General features: G+C 41.4%; 23 protein-coding genes and 3 pseudogenes. 7 read left to right on the top strand and 19 right to left on the bottom strand.

What is annotated here, in order from left to right; genetic code table 11:
* Nucleotides 1–15: 15 nt before the first annotated feature.
* Entirely contained in the window at nucleotides 16–951 is a 936-nt protein-coding gene (gene uriH / locus LCU_RS08925) for a uridine-preferring nucleoside hydrolase UriH (protein ID WP_056966756.1), read from the bottom strand.
* A 108-nt stretch (nucleotides 952–1,059) separates the two neighbouring features.
* Between uriH and LCU_RS08920 the strand changes: the two genes are divergently transcribed.
* Nucleotides 1,060–1,374 (top strand): SemiSWEET family transporter, encoded by a 315-nt coding sequence (locus LCU_RS08920; protein WP_004270447.1) that lies wholly within the window; start codon nucleotides 1,060–1,062, stop codon nucleotides 1,372–1,374.
* A 203-nt stretch (nucleotides 1,375–1,577) separates the two neighbouring features.
* Here LCU_RS08920 and efp read toward each other — a convergent pair whose 3' ends face one another.
* Nucleotides 1,578–2,141, bottom strand: coding sequence for an elongation factor P (gene efp, locus LCU_RS08915; protein WP_054644238.1), 564 nt, complete (start codon nucleotides 2,139–2,141; stop codon nucleotides 1,578–1,580).
* 87 nt (nucleotides 2,142–2,228) lie between these two features.
* Complete coding sequence (locus tag LCU_RS08910) at nucleotides 2,229–3,020, bottom strand: hypothetical protein (RefSeq protein ID WP_056966758.1); 792 nt, start codon at nucleotides 3,018–3,020, stop codon at nucleotides 2,229–2,231.
* Between the two features lie 160 nt (nucleotides 3,021–3,180).
* Between LCU_RS08910 and LCU_RS08905 the strand changes: the two genes are divergently transcribed.
* Nucleotides 3,181–4,245, top strand: coding sequence for a baeRF6 domain-containing protein (locus LCU_RS08905; protein ID WP_004270442.1), 1,065 nt, complete (start codon nucleotides 3,181–3,183; stop codon nucleotides 4,243–4,245).
* 3 nt (nucleotides 4,246–4,248) lie between these two features.
* On the opposite strand, the gene LCU_RS08900 is transcribed toward LCU_RS08905, so the two are convergent.
* The 12 genes and pseudogenes from LCU_RS08900 to LCU_RS10195 all read right to left on the bottom strand — a co-directional run bounded on the left by LCU_RS08900 (nucleotide 4,249) and on the right by LCU_RS10195 (nucleotide 13,810).
* Nucleotides 4,249–4,995, bottom strand: coding sequence for a class I SAM-dependent methyltransferase (locus tag LCU_RS08900; RefSeq protein WP_004270446.1), 747 nt, complete (start codon nucleotides 4,993–4,995; stop codon nucleotides 4,249–4,251).
* 238 nt (nucleotides 4,996–5,233) lie between these two features.
* Nucleotides 5,234–5,668 (bottom strand): universal stress protein, encoded by a 435-nt coding sequence (locus tag LCU_RS08895; RefSeq protein ID WP_054644234.1) that lies wholly within the window; start codon nucleotides 5,666–5,668, stop codon nucleotides 5,234–5,236.
* A 15-nt stretch (nucleotides 5,669–5,683) separates the two neighbouring features.
* Nucleotides 5,684–7,252, bottom strand: coding sequence for an Nramp family divalent metal transporter (locus LCU_RS08890; protein ID WP_128486151.1), 1,569 nt, complete (start codon nucleotides 7,250–7,252; stop codon nucleotides 5,684–5,686).
* 178 nt (nucleotides 7,253–7,430) lie between these two features.
* Nucleotides 7,431–8,003 carry a PepSY domain-containing protein gene (locus LCU_RS08885; RefSeq protein WP_056967099.1) on the bottom strand — a complete coding sequence of 191 codons (573 nt, stop codon included), beginning with the start codon at nucleotides 8,001–8,003 and terminating at the stop codon, nucleotides 7,431–7,433.
* 74 nt (nucleotides 8,004–8,077) lie between these two features.
* Nucleotides 8,078–8,689: a LysE/ArgO family amino acid transporter gene (locus LCU_RS08880; RefSeq protein ID WP_004270450.1), complete on the bottom strand. Its 612-nt coding sequence runs from the start codon at nucleotides 8,687–8,689 to the stop codon at nucleotides 8,078–8,080.
* Between the two features lie 46 nt (nucleotides 8,690–8,735).
* The gene (locus tag LCU_RS08875) at nucleotides 8,736–9,407 is read right to left on the bottom strand and encodes a YoaK family protein (protein WP_054644232.1); all 672 of its coding nucleotides are present in this window, start codon (nucleotides 9,405–9,407) and stop codon (nucleotides 8,736–8,738) included.
* A 137-nt stretch (nucleotides 9,408–9,544) separates the two neighbouring features.
* A complete protein-coding gene (locus tag LCU_RS08870) occupies nucleotides 9,545–11,362 on the bottom strand; it encodes a glycerophosphoryl diester phosphodiesterase membrane domain-containing protein (RefSeq protein WP_128486150.1) in 1,818 nt (605 codons plus the stop codon).
* Between the two features lie 19 nt (nucleotides 11,363–11,381).
* Complete coding sequence (locus tag LCU_RS08865) at nucleotides 11,382–12,125, bottom strand: hypothetical protein (RefSeq protein WP_056966732.1); 744 nt, start codon at nucleotides 12,123–12,125, stop codon at nucleotides 11,382–11,384.
* On the bottom strand, nucleotides 12,103–13,245 hold the full coding sequence (locus LCU_RS08860) for a YncE family protein (protein WP_056966730.1): 1,143 nt from the start codon (nucleotides 13,243–13,245) through the stop codon (nucleotides 12,103–12,105). Before LCU_RS08860 ends, LCU_RS08865 begins: the two co-directional genes overlap by 23 nt.
* 161 nt (nucleotides 13,246–13,406) lie before the next feature.
* Entirely contained in the window at nucleotides 13,407–13,571 is a 165-nt protein-coding gene (locus tag LCU_RS10110; protein ID WP_004270466.1) for a hypothetical protein, read from the bottom strand.
* Between the two features lie 18 nt (nucleotides 13,572–13,589).
* Nucleotides 13,590–13,655 (bottom strand): annotated as a pseudogene (locus LCU_RS10245) (hypothetical protein); the annotation flags it as partial.
* Between the two features lie 29 nt (nucleotides 13,656–13,684).
* Nucleotides 13,685–13,810: a hypothetical protein gene (locus LCU_RS10195; RefSeq protein WP_004270468.1), complete on the bottom strand. Its 126-nt coding sequence runs from the start codon at nucleotides 13,808–13,810 to the stop codon at nucleotides 13,685–13,687.
* 400 nt (nucleotides 13,811–14,210) lie between these two features.
* Between LCU_RS10195 and LCU_RS08850 the strand changes: the two genes are divergently transcribed.
* Entirely contained in the window at nucleotides 14,211–15,131 is a 921-nt protein-coding gene (locus tag LCU_RS08850; RefSeq protein ID WP_128486148.1) for an IS30-like element ISLsa1 family transposase, read from the top strand.
* 63 nt (nucleotides 15,132–15,194) lie between these two features.
* Here LCU_RS08850 and LCU_RS08845 read toward each other — a convergent pair whose 3' ends face one another.
* Complete coding sequence (locus tag LCU_RS08845) at nucleotides 15,195–16,397, bottom strand: coiled-coil domain-containing protein (RefSeq protein WP_056967163.1); 1,203 nt, start codon at nucleotides 16,395–16,397, stop codon at nucleotides 15,195–15,197.
* A 244-nt stretch (nucleotides 16,398–16,641) separates the two neighbouring features.
* Nucleotides 16,642–17,490: an IS30 family transposase gene (locus LCU_RS08840; RefSeq protein WP_128486147.1), complete on the bottom strand. Its 849-nt coding sequence runs from the start codon at nucleotides 17,488–17,490 to the stop codon at nucleotides 16,642–16,644.
* Between the two features lie 203 nt (nucleotides 17,491–17,693).
* Between LCU_RS08840 and LCU_RS08835 the strand changes: the two are divergent.
* Together LCU_RS08835 and LCU_RS08830 are read left to right on the top strand one after the other, a co-directional pair.
* Nucleotides 17,694–18,143, top strand: a pseudogene (locus tag LCU_RS08835) (MarR family winged helix-turn-helix transcriptional regulator); the annotation flags it as partial.
* A gap of 21 nt (nucleotides 18,144–18,164) precedes the next feature.
* Nucleotides 18,165–18,680 carry a GNAT family N-acetyltransferase gene (locus LCU_RS08830; protein ID WP_164905628.1) on the top strand — a complete coding sequence of 172 codons (516 nt, stop codon included), beginning with the start codon at nucleotides 18,165–18,167 and terminating at the stop codon, nucleotides 18,678–18,680.
* Nucleotides 18,681–18,723: 43 nt separating this feature from the next.
* Here LCU_RS08830 and LCU_RS08825 read toward each other — a convergent pair whose 3' ends face one another.
* Nucleotides 18,724–19,143, bottom strand: coding sequence for a MerR family transcriptional regulator (locus tag LCU_RS08825; RefSeq protein ID WP_056967031.1), 420 nt, complete (start codon nucleotides 19,141–19,143; stop codon nucleotides 18,724–18,726).
* Nucleotides 19,144–19,164: 21 nt separating this feature from the next.
* Nucleotides 19,165–20,026: pseudogene (locus LCU_RS08820) on the bottom strand (aldo/keto reductase).
* Between the two features lie 300 nt (nucleotides 20,027–20,326).
* On the opposite strand from LCU_RS08820, the gene LCU_RS10190 reads away from it, so the two are divergent.
* Together LCU_RS10190 and LCU_RS08815 are read left to right on the top strand one after the other, a co-directional pair.
* On the top strand, nucleotides 20,327–20,455 hold the full coding sequence (locus LCU_RS10190) for a hypothetical protein (RefSeq protein WP_004270458.1): 129 nt from the start codon (nucleotides 20,327–20,329) through the stop codon (nucleotides 20,453–20,455).
* Nucleotides 20,456–20,495: 40 nt separating this feature from the next.
* The gene (locus tag LCU_RS08815) at nucleotides 20,496–22,190 is read left to right on the top strand and encodes an oleate hydratase (RefSeq protein WP_056967033.1); all 1,695 of its coding nucleotides are present in this window, start codon (nucleotides 20,496–20,498) and stop codon (nucleotides 22,188–22,190) included.
* Nucleotides 22,191–22,249 lie beyond the last annotated feature (59 nt).

The following is a 22,249-nucleotide window of genomic DNA, read 5'->3' as shown; positions in this document are numbered from 1 at the left end:
AAGTATTTTGACTATTTAGCCGATCGTCTTAATTGCGTCTTCCACTAATCCCCAGAACTTCTGATGATCGAGTTTTACAGCGACTGATGTGTGACAGTCTGTTGGAATTGGGAATCTAAAATCGGCGACCGTCATCCCACGCGTCAATGTTCCATTGAGTTCGATATCAACGGGCACTTTCTTAGTGGTCATCACACTTGGATCAATCACGTAAGCCACGGCACATGGATCATGAACGGGCGGTGCATCGAAATTTTGCCCCTTCTTGTACATATCGCGGAAAAAGGCTAACAAATCAACCACGAACTGAGACGTTTCAGTATGAATGCCTTCAATTTGTTCAACAATATCTGGTGTCGCTAACGCTTGATGCGTCAAATCCAAACCAACCATTGTGACATCCCAGCCGGCATTGAATACAATCTTGGCCGCTTCTGGATCAAATTTAATGTTAAATTCGGCCACTGCACTCGCATTCGCTTCGTGATAACCGCCACCCATTAGAACGACTTCTTTAACGCGTTCAACAATCTTAGGTTCTTTGCGTACCGCCATTGCGATGTTGGTCAACGCACCTGTTGGCACTAATGTAATTGTATTAGCTGGATGCGTCATAATTAAATCAATGATTAAATCAACTGCATGACTTTTTTCAAGCGCCACCGTTGGTTCTGGAAGAACACCCCCGTCAAGGCCAGTCTCCCCATGGATATCAGCTGCTACTTTAATTTCTTCAATTAATGGTCGCGAACACCCAGCAGCAATCGGTACATCGTGCATGCCGATCATGGTCGCAACTGCGAGGGCATTGCGCGTCACTTTCGTTAACGTCTGATTGGCAGCCACCGTTGTCACTGCCAACAAATCGATTTCTGGATTGCCGTATGCTAACATCATTGCAACAGCATCATCATGGCCTGGATCACAATCAAGAATTATTTTCTTTGCCATTCGTAAAACCTCCACTCTCTTTCACTTCGTGCATACTATCACTATAGAATTTAAGCGGTTTCAAGTCAACCATATATAATAAAATTCAATCATGAAACGGAGTCTATTATGCGCATTGATACTGGCGAATACCCTACCGGCGAAAACGCCGTCCACCCTAAGAAAGTTAAACGTTTAAAATTACTTAGCAAGGTTGCAACAATCACCTGTATTACGATGTATGTTTCATACATCCCCCAAATTATCGCTAATTTTTCAGGGTCACCTGTCTCACCTTTACAGCCCTTAGTCGCAACAATTAATGGGTGTCTATGGACCGCCTATGGCTGGAATAAAACCTATAAAGATTGGCCGGTTATTATTTCTAACATCCCTGGCGTTATTTTCGGACTCGTTACCGTAATAACTGTTTATATTCACTAAAATTGTTTGTTAAAGCCACGATTTGCGTCAAATAATTTTTGATAACTAACAGAAAAGCAATCCATCATAAGTTGCTTCTCTGTTATTTTTTTATCCCTTTACCCAAACATAAAAAGCCAAGGTGATTCCTTCTTTTATCGAAAGAAAACCATCTTGGCTTCACTTTGAAGTACCGACTATGGGACTAGTCGGCCTTAAGCTTGTTATTTTGCTGCTCGTTTAACGTATGTGCCTTCTTGTGTGTTGATTTCAAGGACTTCGTCAGCGCTGATGAAATCAGGGACACTAACGACTAAACCAGTTTCCATCGTTGCAGGTTTACCTGAACCAGTCACTGTTGCGCCTTTAATCGAAGGTTGTGTTTCAGCGACCCGTAAGTTAACAGTAGTTGGTAAAGTAACCCCGATCACTTCTGAACCGAAGAATTGAATCTTGCAGTTCATGTTTTCTAATAAGTATTTTAATTCAGCTTCAATAGCAGCTGTTTGAATTTCATATTGTTCGTAAGTTTCAAGATCCATGAAGAATGCCACGTTATCTTGTGTGTATAAGTATTGAACATCTTTTGTATCAATCATTGCTTGTTCAACTTTAACTTCTGGGCGCATTGTTGTTTCAACAATTGAGCCAGTCCGTAAGTCACGCAACTTAACACGCATAACCGTGTTTCCCTTACCCGGTTTATGATGGTTAGCTTCTAAAACTTTGATTAACTTGCCGTCTTGTTCAAACGTCATTCCTGCTCTGAGGTTTACTGCTTCAATCATGACTTGATCTCCTTTATTTAAAAAAATATTCATCTCTAACTGTACCAAATGAAAGCCGTTTAATCCAGCCCTCCTGTGGTAGTTATCCTATTTAATGTCGAGTTTATGAATCTTATCCGTTGGTTGTGGCTCATAATGTTGGTACATCTTCGTAATGGCCACCTTAGGTAAGCCTGATTCACTAATATAAATATTAGGTTTGAGGTATTTCTTATTTTGCACATCTTTTAAGTGATAATGTTGAATCACTTGTTTCTGATGGCCAGTCGGCGCTTCATCTTGACCATAGAATTGAATCTTGGCTAATGGTAAGCTAATCGTTGCATTATTAATCTTGAAATAAGCAACATCTCGATTGCTGCCAAGATACGTCATCTTTTGTTGCTTATCAGCTTGATAGAATTGCTCGATTTGCTTCATGCTGTGATTATCGACCAGCCGGACAATCGGTTGATCACCTTTGAAAAGGTGTAAGCCATCTAGCGACTGGCGCACGTTTTGAGCACTCAACATCAACCAGACAATCACCAACATACTGATAAAGTACACAATATGTAAGCTAAGACTGCTAGCAGCATGATTCAAACTAAAAGTGTAGCTATCCTCTAGCTCTTTATTCATGATTTGGCGCCGAATGCGCATTGCAATAATCTTATACGATAGGTACCACACTACAAGCGCGACTAAGGTTGCCCCAAAAGCTGTCAAAATTGTATTTTTTAGAATTTCTGAATCCGTCAATAATGGACTAAAGCCGCTCACAAGTTTAATTGTGAGCGCGCCAAGGATTAGAATCACAACCATTTGTAGTACAAAAAAACGGGTCCGAATACTTTTGCTAATCTTCGTGGGTGTTACCACTTTCGTCTTATCTCCCATACCATAAATCCTCCCTTGTTAACCTACTTACCATTTTAGCATACCGTTTCCATCAAGTTGATTAAAAGTCCCTCGTTGGCTTATTTTTTACAAAGGCATCTTTCTTCAAAGTTAGCTGTTCAATATGATAAGATGAAGTTAATCAAACGGAGGTGTCGATATGTTATATCCAGAAAGTTTAACTCAATTACTCGCCGATTCAAATCAGCCAGTCATCTCGTTATTCATTAACTTAGAGACTGGCGGACAAGCCATTAATGCGAACAAGATTAAGCTCAATAGTTTTTCTAAGCAAATCCGTGAACAGTTAACCACCGACTATCCTGAAGAAAAAACCTTACTCAACCAACTTGAGGACTTACTAAGTACCGCTCCCCAAGAATTAGCACATATACAGTCAGTTGCGTTTTACATCACAGCTGCTGGTCACTACAGCCAACCCCTTCATTATCCGATCACGACTGAATATTTTCTAATTGCTGATCAACCCGACCTGCGTCCACTCAGTTCGGAATTAAGTCTGAGTCTGAACGGGACCATTCTCTGTCTCAACAAGACTACTTTTAGTTTGAAATCCATTCAACAAAATGTCATTCGGGATTATCCTTTACCTAAAGACGCCCCAACAACCATTGAAATTGGGATTGGCACAGAGCGTAAAGGCGAAGTCGTCCAAGGCTTCTCAAGTCCAACCCACAGTTTTGTTGTAAAAGAAAATGAACAACTTATCGATCAAACTAACTATTTCCGCGTGATTGGCCGCTATCTTGATGACTTGCTACCTGAAAAAGCACCGATTTACGTGGTCACATTACCCGGCAACTTAAATCTCTTCAAGGAACTCGTCGTTAATCCAAACTACCGGATGGATCAAGCCATCCAAACTTCCCCTGATTCTCTTTCAGATGACGACTTACTCGACAAGTTACTCACAAATGCGCGTCATGAACTCCGACAAAAAGCGCTCGGATTAGCAGAACGGGCCGCTAGTGCGTATCACGGCGATTCAAACCTTGGTGATCCTGAGATTATTCTTTCACGCATTAACAATCGCCAACTAACAGCACTCATTATCCCAACTGCACTTGCACCATCAGCAACAATCAGCGCCGATCAAATCATGGATCTTAATCACATGATGATTGCGGCCATCCAAACCGGCCTGCCATTCTACCCAGTACCAGTTGAAAATATTCCGACAGGACTGGTGGCGATGGGAATTTAACTCTTAAAACACGTGCCAATACAGCAACGTATATTCAAGCGTTGTTGTACTGGTCCGTGTTTTTTGAGTTGCAAATACTTGATCTAGATAAGCTGCCAGTTGGTCCGTTGGTAATTCTTCGTAATAGGCCTCCAAAAATGGCCTGTCGAAAACTTCACTTGTTTGATATTGAAAAATTTGTTGACTAACTTGGTAGCCCGCATCTTTTAACACGTTTTCCACAGCTGGGATGATTTCCGGTGTAGTGTTGGGATCTTGCTGTTCAATCCCAAAATAACGTTCAAGCGGTGTGAACAAGTCGTCCTCGTTTTTAGTGAGCCGTAAGAATGCACACCACTGACGGCTCTTTTCGCTAATCGTCAGTAATGCTTGATTGGCTTCGATTGCCGGATTTAACGCCATCCAAATTAAATCATAGCTTTTTTGTGGCGTTTGCGCCATAAAGTCAGCCACAGACTGCTGTTGATAAGCAATCTGTTGGTCTGGTACATGCTGTTTAGCTTCTTGTTGTGCATACTGGAGCATTTGCGCCGAGATGTCGATAATCGTATAAGCCTGACTGTTTTGCACTAGAGGTGGCAAATAACGGCCGCTACCACCACCTAAGTCAGCCACTGTCTCAACAGGCAGTAATCGCCGATCCTGTAAAAAAGCCACAACGTCAGTGACAATCGACACCTGTGACTCTTGTTGAATCTGATAGTATTCCGCTGCAAAATCATCCCAAAAAGCTGCGACTTCATTATCCACAATCTATCCTCCGCTTAAACTTTTATTTTCTCAGCTTAGCATATAAAAAAGATGCCGACAAAATAAATTATCGACATCTTTTTGAAACGTGCTTTTTGGTTGCACCAACCTCCGCTTAATCTAAAATACTCAGTTGCTATCCGCGACCGAACACACGCTTTTTTAAACGTGCTGCAATCGCCATATTCTTCCGTTGTTAGGCTAATCCTCAGAATATCTCCGGCGATTTTCGCACTCTTTATCTCACTACCAGCACTGGGATTGGTGCGTACTTTGCCATGTAGGCGGCTTGGCTGCCGAAGTATTTAGCAACGCCCTTTTGTGATTTCGAACCGACAATTAACAAATCGGGTTTAACCTTAGGAATCACATCTTCGATAATCGCTTCGCCTGGTTCGCCTTCTGCAATTACTGTTCGCACATGATTCACACCGCGCACATAGGCTTGATCTTGATATTCTCGTAGGTGGTTTTCAAGATCCTCATATTGGCCGTGGATAAAATCCTTGTTCAATGCTTGATAGACGTTCATTTCGTCATTTTCCAATACCGATACAATGACTAATTCTAAATCCTCACGTTTAGCCCGCTCAATTGCATAATCAAACGCTAATAACGCATCCTCTGAGTCATCGACCCCGACTAAAATTCGTTTAATTTCTAAAACTGACATGTGACCAACCTCCAATTAATTTTCAGTTGCTAATTGCTGTTCAAACCGCTTATTGCCTTTATACAATTCAATAATCATCCAAACCAATAATGCCATCACACCAGCAATCAACACATATGCAATGCGATCAGCAGTAGCCAATTGTGCAGCACTTGCGTGATCACCATAGAAAGCTTCGATTTGTCCTGGCAACCCCATCATATTCAAATAGGTCAAGCCAATGACCGATAACCAACCTAAGCTTTTAATCAACCAACTATTCTTGAAGCGATCCCCCATATCAACCCGGCTGTCGGTAAACATCAACAGTGGCAGCATTGAAAATGGTAAGGCAAACGCTAAGAAAACTTGGGAATTATTCATCAAGGTATTGAGCGCCTCATGCTCTTCCAAGGCTGGTTTATTGCTGGTCATCATGACGCAGATTAATACCGGAATCACCGATAACAAGCGGGTTACCAAACGCCGCAACCACAGTGGCATTCTCAAGTGAATGAACCCTTCCATGATGACTTGGCCAGTTAACGTCCCGGTAATCGTTGAATTTTGCCCAGAAGCGAGCAATGCAACGGCAAACAAAGTTGATAAGATTCCGGTCCGGGCAACACTTGCAAGAATTCCGTTACTCATTGTTGAGGTATCTGACAAAGCTTTAAATAACCCGAAGAATGATGGATCTTTAACCGTTCCCGTTTTAAAAACTGCAACCCCCATGATTAATAACAACGCATTAACGAAAAATGCCATCGTGAGTTGAATGTTTGAATCCCAAGTGGCAAAGCGCACTGTTTGTGCAACCTGTGCTTCGTTCTTGCGATCAATCTTCCGTGTTTGCGAAATCGCAGAGTGTAAATATAGATTATGTGGCATAACAGTTGCCCCGATAATCCCTAACGCACCAGTCAATGGGGTTAGTCCACCAACAGCTGGACCGGTGGCAAAGGTCTTAGCAGTTGGTACTAGCCCAACAATCACCCCTGCCCAATCAGGATCTGAGAGTGCTACTTCATAAGCAAAAACCACAAAAATCACGACAATTAATGCGACAACGATTGCTTCAATCTTACGAAAACCAATTTTCGTTAAGAGTAATAATAGCATGACATCTAAAATCGTAATGAATACTGCAATCAGCAGTGGAATCTTAAATAATAAGTACAAAGCAATTGCCGCCCCAATAACTTCGGCAATATCGGTTGCCATAATCGCTAATTCTGTCAAAATCCACAAGACAATGCCCAACGGTTTACTCGTCCGTGCGCGAATTGCCTGTGCTAAGTCCATCTGAGTTACAATGCCTAGTTTAGCCGCCATATATTGTAATAACATCGCGATTAAACTAGACACCAAAATCACGGACATTAACAGGTATTGAAAACTCTGACCACCAGTAATCGATGTTGACCAATTCCCTGGATCCATATAACCCACTGCCACCAATGCACCCGGTCCTGAATACGCTAGTAACATCTTCCAAAAGCCTTTGCCCTCTGGTACTTCGACCGTCCCATTAATTTCTTCAAGTGATGGGCCGTTCGCATATTCAATCAGCTTGTGCTTCTTGCCCTTTTCTTGTTGATTCATTATCCTCACTCCTTATTTTGATCTTGATAACAGTTTTATTGTACGCCGTTTTAATGAAATATAAATAAAAAGTTAGGCAATGCTAATTTATTTTATTCAAATCGATAACAAATTTATTAATGCAAGCTACAAAAAAAGCGCCGTCGAAATTATTCTCGACGGCGCTTTACATACTGCTTTAATCATCCATTTCTTTTTCAAGTAGCGCGCCAGTTTCAGCGTCTAATTTAACTTGCATTTTTTGCTGTTTTTGATGACCTTCTACTTCCCAGACTGTTCGGCCATCATCTTTTTCCAATGACCATTTGATCACGTTCCCGGTGAAGTATTGTTGCGCTTTTTGAAGAGCTTGTTGAGGCGTCAACAATTGGTCAAACGCTAATTGCTTTTGGTGTCGCTCGACGCCATTTTGTTCATCGGCATCAAGGGCTTCTTTCGACAATCGACTGGTTGCGCCAGTTCGAGCATCCACATGCATGTGAAGCTCTTCATTGTCGTTCATTCCCGTTAATTCATAAAACATTTGGTTACCCCATTGCTTCAGCTCAACCTCGGTTAAATCTGATGCAGGATATTGTTTTGCGTACAATTCACGGGCTTTTTCAAGCGTCACTTTCGGAGCTTGAACCGTTTGTTGCGGACTAGTCGATTCTTTTTGAGCGGGGGGTGCTGAATGTTTTGTTTGGTTGGCTGTACAACCCGTCAATAGGCCGAGCGTTACTAAACTAACAATGATTGTTGTTTTGCGCATCCTGTTCTACCTCGCTTTGTTTTGATACTTAAGGATACCATTCAACAGGGTAAATTAAAAAGCAATATCCCTTCCTAGAGCAATGTTGTCCCCACTTTGACCAATAAACCAAGCCCATACACGATGATGATGATGGCACTCACTAAGTTGACGCCCATCAAGAATTTTGGTGAAACTTTTTTCCGGAAAAGGCTAAAGATAATGGCGATACCAAAGAACCAGGTCGCGGTTGCCGAAACAACCCCCACGATGAATGGAATCGCCTCGCTACTCGTCATGCCACCCCGCAATGCGCCCAGCATTAATGTCCCATCAATCAAGGCTTGCGGATTACCCCAAACCGCCACAAATGCAGTCAAAATAACCTTCTCCAGTGGCATTGGTTCTAACGCGCCAAACGTAACGGTACTGCGGGCACTTTTTAAAATGGTGTATCCAATCCATAAAATCAAAAGTCCACCGATTCCCATAATGGCTAACCGAACCGCATCGTTTTGCACAATCAGTGCGCCAATCCCATAAAACGCCACGAGTGAAAAGAGCGCATCAAATAACCAGATGAACAAACTGTTGAAAACTGCCCGCCGTGTTGTATTCGACATGGCATTATTAAAAACGAAAATATTTTGCATCCCGATTGGTGCGACAAACGCAAATCCCATCAAGATTCCTTTTAAAAAGAACATCTATTAACCTCCTTGGCAAGTTACCTTTCAGCGTAACATATCTAGGCTAAACTTTCTTGTCTGGATTTAATTGTAAAATCAGCATCGTCATCAACAAGAATAATGCTGATAAAATCAACGTCCGTTCTCCTAAGAATGAGACACATAGTCCGACCATCACTGCACCAATCGTAAAACTGATAATGATACGTAAAATTTGCCAGCCCTTATCGGCTGCCTTACGATCATGTTTAAAAACAGCGTCATAAAAACTTTCCGCCATCGTCCGTACATTTCCAGTCATCATCAATGATGTAAATGGGCCACCATCCAATTCACGAAATTCCTGTAATTGCGCAGCCGCAATGATTGAAACAAGTGAACTTGCAACAATATCCGGTACATACGGTGAAATTCCCGCAACAATCGTTAAGACCAAGACTTCAATCCCCAAGATAATCCGTTGTCGTTTGTTAATCGATTCGTCTTTTTCAAACCGATGTTGTAAAATGCGCGTTAAGATTGTTCCCAACATAAAGGCGAGAATCGGGGTAATGTGCCGTAATAATACGGACCATTTCATCTGCCCCAAATGGGTTCCTAATAAAATTAGATTCCCCGTTTGTAATCCGGCGAAGACTTCCCCGTGCACCAAATAGGTGTAAGAATCAAAGCCCCCCGCAGCTGCCAGTAGCCCGCCATATAATAATTTGTCGCTCATTGTCATTTTGTTCCGCATTAATTCATCCTACTCCTCAACTAAACTATAAGTATTAACTCTATCGGAAAAACCACTCGCCGTCTACAAGTAGTTATCATTTAAAACGTTATCAAAAAAAGGCCTCAGCAAACTGATTTTGCTAAGGCCTTTTTGGCTTAATTTTCTACGTCACCATTGAAACCGGCTAATTGACTTGAATAAATTGATAAACGCGTCGCATAACTAGGATGGTCATTATTTTCCTTGACCACTTCTTTAAGCGTCGATAATTGATCGGTAATAATGCCGTCAACGCTTGTAAATAACATGCGTTGCATCACATCCTCATCATTCACCGTCCAAGCATATACTGTCTGCCCTTTGCCGTGTGCTTGACCCACAAAATCTGAGTCGAGCGTCGTCGCTTCCATCGTATAGCCATTAGCCGGCGTTTGGGGGAATGTAATGTTATACGGCAGAATAAAACTAACAAATAGTTGGGGTGCTTTTTGTTTAATTTCCGCCACAATCAGATAACTTAATGAATGAATCCGGTTATGATTCTTCAAAAGTCGTTTTTCGTATTTATCGATAAAGTGTTGCACCATCTGTGGACTGTCTTCATTCGTTGTCTTAATTTCAACGAGTAGTTTTTGATGGTGCTTTTCGGCTGCTGCTAGATATTGATCAAAACTAGCAACCTTTGCAGAATGACCATTTTCACGGACAGTCAATGCCGTTAATTCAGCAAGTGTCATGTCATGGACGCCGCGATCGACACCCGCCAAGTGTTTTAAATTATCGTCATGCATCACGACAAATTGTTGATCCTTGGTTTCATGCACATCCATTTCAACATAATCTGGCTCTTCCTGCGCCGTTTTTTCAAGTGCTGGAATCGTATTTTGCACACCATTACCATCATCTACCCCGCGATGCGAAATCAAGGCCGGTTGATCGTCCAACATTCCCTCTAAATAGACATAATTGTACAATGCTACCCCACCAGCCACGATAACAATTAAACCGATTGTGCCAATTTGGCGGAGAATCGTCAAATTAGTCCGTTTTTTCACCTTAGATTGGCGCACAACCGTCGCCATTGCTGGAACTTCACCATATTGGTTCAATACAATCTGTAAGACTAGTACCACCGTTAATGCGAGTAAAATCTGACTGACGATTTCTAAAATAAACAGATTCAAAATGGCTAAAAATAAAGCCTGGTGTGGCAAGTGTTGGTCGTAATACCGTTGACTAGCAAACAAGATTAAGCGGAAGCCCACTCCAACAATTGCTACCGACGTTGTTAATACAAAGCCTTTTAGAAAAATACGCCAAGCCTGATATTGGGTAGCTTGCCAACAGCGTTTGAGCGTGGTTCTTAGCTGCGCCTTTGGATGTGCAATCGTTTCTGGTAAAAACGTGATTAAGCGAATTGAAAGGACTAATGCACTCGCGTAGACCAAGATAATGGGGACCCAAATTTTGGGTGATGACCACATATCCTGAATAATAAAATCTGGAACGGTCACCTTGGATAACAACGCTGATTTAAAGAGGACCTGTCCAAAGGGTAAGATTAATAAGAAATACAGTAAACCAACCAACATCGTGGTTGGCCGTAAAGCGACTAATCCCCGGACTGTTTCCTTAAAAATCATCCAGTATGTTTCTTGTGTTTGCTTTTGAATATGGCGCATACTGCGCAACAAGAACGTCATTTGCAGATAAACTGCCGCGCAAATCAAGACCAGAATGATTAGTAAGCTAATCAGTAAAAGCGGATGACGCATCATCACCGGCACCAGATTGGTGTAGGTTAAATACGTCACGCCATTGAGTGCCACCAACCGTTCTACAAGCCACGTAAACAGCGGTGCCACCAAGCTGCCAATAATTAAATTCGTAATGACGAGCAGTAATAAATAAACACTCCAATGTTGTCTAAAGAGCCGATAATTAGCCCTTAAAAATGATGTTAAACGGCGCATATAAGTTCCTCCCGAATTGTTACGTTAAAATTGGTAATAATGAAATCATCAGATAAATCATGCTACTAATGAGAACAATCGCGACACTTGTCCAAAAATTACGGTGCTTTTGAAAATGATATAAGGCCAATAAACTGCCCCAATCGAGCAGTTCTTGACTTGGAACCGCAAACCACGATAACGTGCCAAATATTAAAAAACTGACAACGACTGCCGTTAACAAGCGCAAGAACCAACCGGATACCCGTAGACTTTGTAAGATTGTATTCACAAGCTGACCAGTCGTAATAATCACCATCATGTACAAACTAATGAATAATATCTGACAACAAAAGAACCATGCTAATGTCGGCCAGACCTGGTTCTGATAAATCAAGGCTGCGTAATCATTTATTAGACCGACTTCAAGTGATTTAAGCAGTACCTGATACATTAAAAGGGCTCCAACGATTGGAATGCCACAAAGGAGTACAATTGCACCGATAGCCCCACGAATATTGCGCCAACTAGGAAGCCCAAATGAACCTTCTTGTGCCAGCCATAAACCATCAAAACGCGTCAACCACCATCCTAGCGCAATGACTAACACCAAGTAATAAGCAAAGCTTAGAAGACGTAACCACCACGGTTGTGCGGCTAACTGCGCAAAGTCTAGGTTAAATAATTGCAACAGTGGTTGATTCGTATTCAAAAGCGTTAACACAAAGATCAAACTCGCAAGGATTAATCCCCATGTGCGCTTACTGAGCTTTTGCATCATCATTTTGCTTTGCCTCCTTTACCAGAGTATCAATATCAAACGATACAACCCGACCAATCCGCGTTTTAGCATTTAATGCATAGGCTTTGGCACCAGATTCAAAAACCGCATATAACCGATTGCCATCCAACGTAATCTGCTCTAAATGAGCTGGCATCCGAATCTTAAGTAGCGCCTTTTCTGGCGTAAATTGTTGGGGCCGCCCAGTCGTTGCAAAAACGTAAATCCATGAATCGTCTAACCCGTAGGACTGCGAAAAATAAGCCCGCGTATCACTAAAAGTTAGCCCTTGAATCTTATCCACTGCTTGCCAACGTTGTTCACTTTTAAGTTCATTACTGCGGATATTCCGCGCCGTCAATTTAACACCAGCTTTTTCGCGTCCTTTAATGACCGCTGAAACCTGAAACGACTGGACGTTACTATCCCCGAAAATATTGAAATAGCCGATCCATAATGCCCCATCGTGATAGCTAACAAGTGAAGCCCGGGTGATCGACTTCAACAACGTTGAATATTGGTATTGAATCGGCTTTTGCGGCTGATCTGCAGGGTACTGGCGAATAGTTGTTAACTTAATTGCAAATAGCTGTGCACGTGCCTTCTTACGGCCACAAACCCATAAGAGATCATGTTCAGGATCATAAGTAATTCCACCAACGTGTGGTCGGCCCTTTAAAATAATATTCTTCAAATGTCGGCCAGTCCGCTTATCCATAATGGACAGAATTGAGTTGCCTTGCCGTTGATGGTCATAAGCCGAAACGATCACATAGTCCGGCGTAACTGTTCCCCCTTGAGGTGTCATCATTTCTGCTGTATATGCTTTGTAACCTGCCGGCGTTTTTTTCAACATCTGCGCCTGGTCTAAATCTGGCACCAAGTAAGTTCCAGATTGGGTTGCCTTTGCATACTGTCCAAAAGAAGCCGGCGTTAACCCTTGATAGTAACCCAAATCCCGTTTTAGATGAGGGAGTGTAAATCGCGCATAAATTACCTGTCTAGATTGCGTGATTGCCTGTTCAGTAACCGTCTTAGCAGGACCGAAAATAAGCCACAAAGCAGCTGATAACAAAAGCAAGCAGCCAGTTAATAAAAAGGTTGTTCGTTTTTCCAAATGCATCATCTTACTCCTTATCCGCAACAAAATTAGATACTTGTTGATTCCCTCAGTATACCAAACTCTGAATTTAATGTACCCCTTTAACGAATGAACGAACAAAACTATTAGATGCACACAAAAAAAGCATAACCAACTAAGTGGTTATGCCTTTTTTGTGATGGCTAATACTTTAACTTTCCATTTATCTCTAGAATTTCATCAATATGGTTTGCGTACCAATCTTCATATGCCTGACCGACAAGTGCTAATACCTCTCTCCCTTTGTCGGTAACCGCCAATGATACCCGTCGCTGATCATCTGGTGTCCCAAATTCTTTGGTTATCAAACCTTTCCGATAAAGAGTGTTGATCTTGCGTGACGTTTTAGGAGCGCCACCACCAATTTCCTTAGCGAGTTGTCCTGGCGTAATCGCTTGCTTTTCTTCGATTAACTTTAAGATTAAATGGCTGTCAAAACTAACACCATATTCTTTACCAATTTGATTGAGTTTAAATTGAATCGTTTTGATTGCATTGACCCAATCAACAAATCTGTTAAATCTTTCTTTGCTTTATCTTCAGTCATTTTATATTCTCCTACTAAACTCTGTTGCCATCATTTGTAAAACCAACATTTACTAATAATAAATTAGCTTATAATTAAGCAATATTATAATTATTATTATCTAGTTCATCGCGCTATTATCTTTTGTGCAAGTCATTATAGTCTTAATTTCATAAAAAGTAAATATTTTTTAAAAACTTCTACGACAATCAAGATTTTCGGCAGTGATTCATTTACAATTTACCAAAATCCACATCAATAAATACCTTTTTATGACTAGAGTTACTCAGATGACCTTCTAGATTTGATTTATATTTTGTTTAGGCAAATTCTATAATTAATCCGAACAGAAATTAAAAAGCCCAAAGCAATCACTTACAATGGTAGTAACTAATTCCAACCAATATAGGGAGTGATTACTTTGGGTACATCTATTTTATCACGTTTTCAACGTGGCGCACTAGCACAACTGGTCAATGAGGGGAATAAATCTTACCAAGTAATGGCTGACGCCTTAGGCGTCGCCAAAGCTACGATTAGCTATGAGTTGGACCGAGTTAAACCTTATGATCCAGAATTAGCTCAGCAAGATGCAGATCGCAAAAGGCGGAATTGCGGTCGTCGTTCGATGCTGACGGCAGCATTAGCGACTTTAATTACCAATCACTTACGATTAACCTGGTCACCAGAAACCATTGCGGCCGCTTATAACTTGAGCACTGCGTCAATTTATAATTGGCTTAATCGTGGCTGGCTCCCCTTCAAATTGACTGATCTACCCAATCGGAATGTCCGCCAGCACCGAGTGAGCGAAAATCGTGGGAAATTTACAAGTGGGACTTCCATCGAACAACGGCCAACAACTGTTAATCAACGGTTAGCTTTTGGTCATTGGGAAGTAGATACGGTGCTTTCTAGTCGAAGTGAGTCACGATCATGTCTGGTTACATTCGTAGAACGTAAGACCCGACTTCTATGGGCCATCAAAGCCCCTAATAGAACGGCTAAGGCTCTAAACACCGCCTTTGGCAAGTTTATGGGGACCTTCGGTCCCCAAGTAAAATCCATTACTGTTGATCATGGTAAAGAGTTTGCCAATTATCAGGCCTTAGAACAGGATTATCAGATCAAAGTTTATTTTTGCCATCCATATTCACCATGGGAGCGAGGTTCCAATGAATATTTTAATAGACGGTTACGCTGGTTCTTCCCGAAAAAGACCAATTTTAGCCAAGTAACGACTGATGAGATCCTAGCAGCACTTGAACTAATTAATCAACGACCATTAAAAATACATCATCAACAGACTGCCATTGAAAGATTCCGGGCTTGTTCGGATTAAACTTGTAATTTGCCTCATAAAAAAAGGCCCGCATCTAGGATGCGGGCCTTCAATCATTAATGTCTAGTTATGGATATAAGTAAATGCCCCGGCATTTGAAATTGTTTGGGTGTTAGGACCAGCAGGGTTGCTGAAGCCCATCCCACCTTGAGTGATGGTAATTGTCCCAGCTGCGGCATCGTATGATTGAACGTAAGCAACGTGACCATATGTCCCATCTGCGGCCCAAGAACCTACCATTTGGCCACCAGCAAAGCTAACGATTGCGCCTGCTGCTGGTATATGGTTAACTGTGAAGCCAGCTGCTGCGGCTGAAGCACCCCATTGAGCGCCATTCCCCCAGTTATTGCCAGCCCAAGGTGCTACTGACTTAACATACCATGTACATTGACCCCATGCATATGAATTCCCAGCTGAATTACCAGCAACTTTTCCACTGCCACCGAAAACAGATGTGCCACCCTTATTATCTGATGGCGTGTCAATTGATGTAGGTTGAGGTGTGTCTTTTTTAGCATTGTTGGCATCGTCTGCAGCCTTTTTAGCAGCAGCGTCTGCTTCTTCAGTACTTGCTTTGTCGAAGTCTGCTTGTAAAGCTGTTAATTCGTCTTTGTTATCATTGATTTTTTGTGATAAAGCTGTTTGTTTTTGATCAGCTTCACTCTTCAATGATTCTAAGTTTGCTTTTTGTTTTTCTAAATCAGTCTTAGTAGCAACTAAACTTGCTTTAGTATTTTCTTGTTCTGTCTTCAAGCCGCTTAATTTTGCCTTAGCGCTGTTAACATCATCTAAAGCTTCTTTACTTGCTTGGTTTAATTTATTAATTGTGAATGAACGCGAAACTAAATCTGAAAGGTCATTTGAGTTTAAAAGGAAGTCAACATATACGTTCCCGCTGACAGCATCCCCACTCTTTTCTTGTAAGGTCACTAATTGTTTCTTCAATACGACTGTTCGTTTAGAAACTTCTTTTTGAGCATCCGTAATTTGACCTGAAAGAGATTCGATTTGATTATTTGCTTTAGTAATTGCTGCTTCTTGATCAGCAATTTTTGAAGCGTTTGTTGAAATCTTTTGATCCAACCCAATCACTTCTATATTAGCTGATTCGATTTGTTTAAGCAAATCGTTTGTTGCGTTCTTATTAGCAGTAATCGCTTCTTGTGCTTCACTTGAAGTTGCAGCAGATACTACGTTTGTTGAAAGAACTGAAGCTGTTAATAATCCAAGAGCAATTGTAGTCGTAATCGTTTTTTTAAATGACATGGTTTATTTTCTCCTATTAGTTAAGCCCGAACTCTGAGACTAAGTATATAGGGCGAATGTTACATTAACATTACATAAACATTATGCTTACTTAACAAATCATAAAATATAGGCTTTGTAAGCGCCTTTTACGACTTTAGAAGCCGATTTCAGAGAACCCTTCCTTATTATTTCCTTATCATATTTAAAAAGATGACGCCGAATTCATTCAGCGTCATCTTTTTATTAGTGGCAAATTACAAGTTTAATCCGAACAAGCCCGGAATCTTTCAATGGCAGTCTGTTGATGATGTATTTTTAATGGTCGTTGATTAATTAGTTCAAGTGCTGCTAGGATCTCATCAGTCGTTACTTGGCTAAAATTGGTCTTTTTCGGGAAGAACCAGCGTAACCGTCGATTAAAATATTCATTGGAACCTCGCTCCCATGGTGAATATGGATGGCAAAAATAAACTTTGATCTGATAATCCTGTTCTAAGGCCTGATAATTGGCAAACTCTTTACCATGATCAACAGTAATGGATTTTACTTGGGGACCGAAGGCCCCCATAAACTTACCAAAGGCGGTGTTTAGAGCCTTAGCCGTTCTATTAGGGGCTTTGATGGCCCATAGAAGTCGGGTCTTACGTTCTACGAATGTAACCAGACATGATCGTGACTCACTTCGACTAGAAAGCACCGTATCTACTTCCCAATGACCAAAAGCTAACCGTTGATTAACAGTTGTTGGCCGTTGTTCGATGGAAGTCCCACTTGTAAATTTCCCACGATTAAGCCAATTATAAATTGACGCAGTGCTCAAGTTATAAGCGGCCGCAATGGTTTCTGGTGACCAGGTTAATCGTAAGTGATTGGTAATTAAAGTCGCTAATGCTGCCGTCAGCATCGAACGACGACCGCAATTCCGCCTTTTGCGATCTGCATCTTGCTGAGCTAATTCTGGATCATAAGGTTTAACTCGGTCCAACTCATAGCTAATCGTAGCTTTGGCGACGCCTAAGGCGTCAGCCATTACTTGGTAAGATTTATTCCCCTCATTGACCAGTTGTGCTAGTGCGCCACGTTGAAAACGTGATAAAATAGATGTACCCAAAGTAATCACTCCCTATATTGGTTGGAATTAGTTACTACCATTGTAAGTGATTGCTTTGGGCTTTTTAATTTCTGTTCGGATTAATTATAGAATTTGCCTTATATTCTTATTTTTGGCGTACTTAACGAATCGAAGCTTTATTTTTTGTTGTAAATGCAACAAAAATATTTTATACTATTTTTATCGAAATGAGGTATGCCATCATGACTGAAATTCTCCGCCCAATCGGGGTTATAGCCCGCGCGTTGGAATCCATTGCTAATATTGAATTCCAACAATATGATTTAACCCGCGGGCAATACCTTTACTTAGTCCGCATTACAGAACAGCCTGGGATCATTCAAGAACGTCTAGGTGAATTATTAAAAGTCGACCGCGCAACAGTCACGCGCGCCGTTCAACAATTAATTAAGCATGGTTTAGTTGAACGATACCCTGACAAAACCAATCGTAAGATCAAACATCTCTATCTCACCGAGGCCGGTCGAGCCGTCTATCCCGCCATCAAAGCTGAAAACGATTATTCAAATCAAATGGCACTGACTGGACTGACGACCGACGAGGCCCATAATCTTGAAGCACTCCTAAGCAAAGTTAGTGCCAACGTTGCCGCAAACTGGGATTTTGTCAAAAAGGGACACGTCCGACACTATTACAACAAAGGAGGCATCACAATGCCAATTCAAGCTGTCACATTAAACCAACTACCTGACTTACAATCCATCAGCCGTGAAACTTTCACAGCAACTTTTGGCGCTGAAAATGCAGCAGAAGATCTCGCTAACTACTTAGAAGAAGCTTATAATACAGACCGATTAACTAGCGAGCTCGAGAATCCCGATTCGTTCTTCTATTTTATTTATCAAGATGGCGAAGTCGCTGGTTATTTAAAGCTCAACATTGATGGCGCACAAACTGAAAAAGCTGCCCCGGATTCACTGGAGATTGAACGTATCTATATTCGACAGTCCTTTAAGCGACTTGGTTTGGGAACACAACTAATTAACCATGCACTAGCCGTGGCGCAACAATTCCATAAAACTAACGTATGGCTCGGCGTGTGGGAACACAACACTGCTGCTCTTAACTTTTACAAAAACCTCGGCTTCAGCCAAGTTGGTGATCACATCTTCCAACTCGGAAGCGACGCACAACGTGATCTGATTATGCAAAAAACATTAACCGTTTAAACACACAAAAAGAGGCAACCTATCAGGTTGCCTCTTTTTTCGATTATTGATGCGCACATTCATATTCTGTATCACAGTCAGCTGTAAAAATGGATTCTGTTCCGGCTTCAAGTGCCTTTGTGTAATACCATTCTTTATGATCTAGCTTCGTCAATTCTGCTTGCAGTGATTCAATCTCGTTAGCCAACATTTGCCGCCGTTGTTGAATCAACGCCAAGCGTTGGTCCAAAGTTTCATCACCTGCAGTTCGCCAATCGATGTATTGCTTAATATCTTTTAACTGCATACCCTTTTTTTTCAAACATTCAATATCACATAAACAGTCTAAATCAGCTTGCCGGAATTCACGCCGACCAGCCGGACTGCGTTTAATAAACGGTAATAATCCTTGTTCTTCATAATACCGTAGTGTCGGAATACTCAAATCATATTGTTGGGCGACTACGCCAATTGATAATGCCATATTAACCTTCCTTATACTTGCTTAAAAATCAACGTCATCTGGCACCATGCATTGACCGCCTAAGTTTTCCAAAGCACTAATTTGGGTCATTTCACTATCTGTTAATTCAAAATCGAAGATATCGGTATTTTGCGCCATTCGTTCTTGATGAGTTGATTTAGGTAATGGTAACACACCTTGTTGAATCCCCCCAACGAAGGCAAACTTGCGCTGCCGTTTTGCCGTGCCTCGTCGCAATTGTTGCAATCGTTTCATTCGAAAGCGCACTGGCTTCACCAAGTGGTGCCCAAGCTTCGACTAAGATGTCATGCGCTTGATTATAACGCACAGCTTCTGCTTGTGGCCAGCCCGGATGGACTTCGATTTGATCAACCATTGGTTTGATAACGGCGGTTTTCATGAGTGCATCTAAATGATGGGGCATAAAGTTCGACACACCAATTGCACGGATCTTCCCTTCGTTATATAGATCTTCCATTGCACGCCAAGTTTCAGCATTTAATTCAGCATCTTTGGCTTCAAATTGTTTAGTGTTAGCTGGCCAATGAATTAAATATAAATCTAAATAGTCAACACCTAACGTTGCAATTGTTTGTGCAAAGGCAGCTTTCGTAGCATCATAGCCCCGTTCTGTATTCCATAGCTTACTTGTCACAAAGATGTCTTCACGCGCGATATCACTTTCTTTCAAAGCGGCACCAACACCTTGTTCGTTGCCGTAAACGGCAGCTGTATCAATATGCCGATAGCCAACTGATAAAGCTTCTAAGACCGCTTTTTTCGTTTCTTCATTTGGTGTTTGATATGTCCCATACCCTAATCCTGGAATGGTAACACCGTTGCTTAAGGTCATTGGGGCTGTTAAGGCAGATAATTTTTGCATTTAAAAGTCTCCTTTTTCTAATCAATAAGACTACTTTACAACCTCAAGCTGACTTGAGGTCAACCATTATTTGGGGGCCTATCACTTTTTTTTAAATCCGTTAGTGCTTCCCTAGGAATTATGCCTGACTAATAAGAGCCTTAAACTAAACTTAACTATTCTGATTTTTAGCGGCCTAATCCCATCAATAATCGTATCATGACCACTGACAATTCCTATGTAAGGGTTTTATCTTCCTATTTTAGGAATTCGCGGTATAATATAGATATCAAAAGTAGTTAATGGAAGGAAGCGAGAAACATGAAAAAATTTCTATTAGGCAGCCTTATTTTTGTAGGTGTTACAGCAACCGGTGCTTGTTTATTAGCTAAGAAAATGGAACTTTTTAGAGACGATTCTGTGGATTACGAAAAATTCGAAAGCCGTTAGTCACTCGTCATTTCTAAACTGAATCTAGGAGGTTTTTCATATGATTAAGAAAAAAGCAATTATGATTGGCGCTGGCCTTTCTAACATGGCCGCAGCAGTCTATTTAATTCAAGAAGGCGGTTGGTCTGGCGATGCGATTACATTCTATTCATTAGATGACCATGGTTCAAACGATGGGGCATCAGTTTCCGAAACAACCGATGAATATTGGAATAAAAACCATCCTCTCGAAAATACTAAGGGCTACGTTGCACGTGGTGGGCGGATGCTTAACTATCGGACTTATGTCGATTTAATGGATCTTCTAGGTCGGATTCCTTCAGCAACTGAACCCAATATGACGGCTGAAGAAGATACCCGTTCATTCGATGCTCAACACCGCACATTCGACAAAGCACGTTTATTAGAAGGTAGTAAAGGTATTTTGGATGCTGGTCATCTCGGCTTTAACAATAAGGATCGGTTATTAATGACCAAATTGATTATGATGCCCGATTCTGAAGAAGAAAAATTAGACAACGTTTCAATTGCCGAATACTTCAAGGACGATCCACATATGTTCCAAACAAACTTCTGGTACATGTGGGAAACCACCTTTGCTTTCAGAACCCAAAGTTCCGCACAAGAATTACGCCGTTACATGCACCAAATGATTTATGAATTCACTCAGATTGAACACTTAGTCGGTGTTAACCGGACACGTTACAATCAGTACGAAAGTATCATGCTGCCGCTGATTAACTACTTAAAAGCGCAAGGTTGTCACATTATCCTCAATCGACGGATTACTGACTTAGACTTTAAAGAGACTCAGATGACCGATGAAATTACGGTTACTGGTATGACAATGACTAATACTGAGACAGATGAAGTTGAACACGTTACGGTGGACGACGACACAGCGGTCATCTTCACAAACGGGTCAATTACCGATTCCGCAACACTTGGCGATTATAATACACCAGCAGCTGAAAACATGGATTATGGTGCTGCTGCCGGTCTGTGGAAACAAGTCGCTTCTAAATTCTATAATCTTGGCAATCCCGATAAATTCTTCGCTGACCGCAATGCCAGTGAGTGGGTCAGCTTCACTTTAACGACTAAGAATCATATTTTGTTAAACGAAATCGAACGGATTACAACGCAAATTCCTGGGAATGCTTTGAATTCGTTCCTATCAACGAAACCAATCACACCACTTGGTCAAAAAGATGTGAATATGTCGATTGTTGTTCACCATCAACCACACTTCACAACGCAAAAACCAAACGAAGCGGTTATCTGGGGTTACTTCCTCTACCCACGTCGTAACGGTGAATTTGTGGATAAACCTTACATCGAAATGACGGGTAAGGAAATGCTTCAAGAATTAATTGGCCAACTATCAAAAGTTGATCCTGGCCCAATCAATATTCGTGAAAAAGAAGCTGAAATTATGGACAGTGTCATCAATAACATTCCTGTCTATATGCCATATGCTTCAGCACTCTTTAATAATCGTGCCAAAACTGACCGTCCAGAAGTCATCCCCGAACATTCAACCAACTTAGCCTTCACTGGTGAATTCGTTGAACAACCTTATCAGATGATTTTCACTGAACAAAGTGCTGTTCGTTCTGGCGAAATTGCAGCTTATCACTTCGCTGGCATTCCAATGGCCAAGTTAGTCGATACACCACGTTATGATCGTGACATCAAGACATTGATGCGCGCAACTAAGAAAATGTTTGCTTAATCCAAAAAAGCGCGGTAGATTTTTACAAATCTACCGCGCTTTTTTTCTTTAGGCAAATT

Origin of the sequence: Latilactobacillus curvatus JCM 1096 = DSM 20019 (assembly GCF_004101845.1) — a bacterium.
In the GTDB taxonomy this organism is placed as follows: domain Bacteria; phylum Bacillota; class Bacilli; order Lactobacillales; family Lactobacillaceae; genus Latilactobacillus; species Latilactobacillus curvatus.
The sequence above is the reverse complement of the archived record's forward strand: the minus strand, read 5'-3'. Positions and strand labels throughout refer to the sequence as shown.

Excerpts from the sequence above, each read along its gene's own strand:
- LCU_RS08870 (WP_128486150.1), bottom strand. The coding sequence starts at position 11,362 with ATGCGCCGTTTAACATCATTTTTAAGGGCTAATTATCGGCTCTTTAGA.
- efp (WP_054644238.1), bottom strand. The coding sequence starts at position 2,141 with ATGATTGAAGCAGTAAACCTCAGAGCAGGAATGACGTTTGAACAAGAC.
- LCU_RS08865 (WP_056966732.1), bottom strand. The coding sequence starts at position 12,125 with ATGATGATGCAAAAGCTCAGTAAGCGCACATGGGGATTAATCCTTGCG.
- LCU_RS08880 (WP_004270450.1), bottom strand. The coding sequence starts at position 8,689 with ATGTTCTTTTTAAAAGGAATCTTGATGGGATTTGCGTTTGTCGCACCA.
- LCU_RS08895 (WP_054644234.1), bottom strand. The coding sequence starts at position 5,668 with ATGTCAGTTTTAGAAATTAAACGAATTTTAGTCGGGGTCGATGACTCA.
- LCU_RS08860 (WP_056966730.1), bottom strand. The coding sequence starts at position 13,245 with ATGCATTTGGAAAAACGAACAACCTTTTTATTAACTGGCTGCTTGCTT.
- LCU_RS08815 (WP_056967033.1), top strand. The coding sequence starts at position 20,496 with ATGATTAAGAAAAAAGCAATTATGATTGGCGCTGGCCTTTCTAACATG.
- LCU_RS08825 (WP_056967031.1), bottom strand. The coding sequence starts at position 19,143 with ATGGCATTATCAATTGGCGTAGTCGCCCAACAATATGATTTGAGTATT.
- LCU_RS10195 (WP_004270468.1), bottom strand. The coding sequence starts at position 13,810 with ATGACTGAAGATAAAGCAAAGAAAGATTTAACAGATTTGTTGATTGGG.
- LCU_RS08920 (WP_004270447.1), top strand. The coding sequence starts at position 1,060 with ATGCGCATTGATACTGGCGAATACCCTACCGGCGAAAACGCCGTCCAC.
- uriH (WP_056966756.1), bottom strand. The coding sequence starts at position 951 with ATGGCAAAGAAAATAATTCTTGATTGTGATCCAGGCCATGATGATGCT.
- LCU_RS08890 (WP_128486151.1), bottom strand. The coding sequence starts at position 7,252 with ATGAATCAACAAGAAAAGGGCAAGAAGCACAAGCTGATTGAATATGCG.
- LCU_RS10190 (WP_004270458.1), top strand. The coding sequence starts at position 20,327 with ATGAAAAAATTTCTATTAGGCAGCCTTATTTTTGTAGGTGTTACAGCA.
- LCU_RS08845 (WP_056967163.1), bottom strand. The coding sequence starts at position 16,397 with ATGTCATTTAAAAAAACGATTACGACTACAATTGCTCTTGGATTATTA.
- LCU_RS08875 (WP_054644232.1), bottom strand. The coding sequence starts at position 9,407 with ATGCGGAACAAAATGACAATGAGCGACAAATTATTATATGGCGGGCTA.
- LCU_RS08830 (WP_164905628.1), top strand. The coding sequence starts at position 18,165 with ATGCCAATTCAAGCTGTCACATTAAACCAACTACCTGACTTACAATCC.
- LCU_RS08885 (WP_056967099.1), bottom strand. The coding sequence starts at position 8,003 with ATGCGCAAAACAACAATCATTGTTAGTTTAGTAACGCTCGGCCTATTG.
- LCU_RS08905 (WP_004270442.1), top strand. The coding sequence starts at position 3,181 with ATGTTATATCCAGAAAGTTTAACTCAATTACTCGCCGATTCAAATCAG.
- LCU_RS08910 (WP_056966758.1), bottom strand. The coding sequence starts at position 3,020 with ATGGGAGATAAGACGAAAGTGGTAACACCCACGAAGATTAGCAAAAGT.